Origin of the sequence: Pseudomonas sp. 32_A (genome assembly GCF_017490905.1) — a bacterium.
GTDB lineage: Bacteria > Pseudomonadota > Gammaproteobacteria > Pseudomonadales > Pseudomonadaceae > Aquipseudomonas > Aquipseudomonas inefficax.
The window spans coordinates 1-459 of the sequence record NZ_JAFGYI010000307.1; the positions used below are offsets into that span (position 1 = coordinate 1).

1 protein-coding gene is annotated in these 459 nt (G+C 65.4%); it reads left to right on the forward strand.

What is annotated here, in order from left to right; translation table 11 throughout:
* A partial coding sequence (locus J5M58_RS26800) for a LysR substrate-binding domain-containing protein (RefSeq protein WP_243432569.1) occupies positions 1 to 365 on the forward strand: 365 nt, incomplete at its 5' end.
* Between the last annotated feature and the right edge of the window lie 94 nt (positions 366 to 459).

Genomic DNA, 459 nt, shown 5'->3' on the forward strand with positions numbered 1-459 from the left:
CATTCGCGCGACGCAAGACGCTTGCCGTGCGCGATCTCGCGAACCAGCCGCTGATCGGCTACGGCAGCGACATTCCGCTCGGGCAACTGGTGCGGCGCCTGTTCAGCGACGCAAGCCTCGTGCCGCAGGTCAAGGTCGAAGTACAGCAGGCGCACGTCGCATGCGCGCTCGCGCAGGCCGGCACCGGCATCGCGCTGATCGACGAGCTGACGGTCGCGGGCCCCGTGTGGCCGCAGATCGTCGTGAAGCCGATCGTACCGACGCTCGCCGCGCCGGTCAGCGTGCTGCACCCCGTGCCGACGCCGCTGTCGCGCCTCGCGCACGCGTTCATCGACACACTGCACTCGCTCGCTGCGCACGCGTGAATTCCGCTGCCGTAAGGGCATGGCGGGAATACCCTAGCCTTAACATCGCGTTATGAAGTCTCCATAAAATAGCAATAACGCTCAATATTCGGTG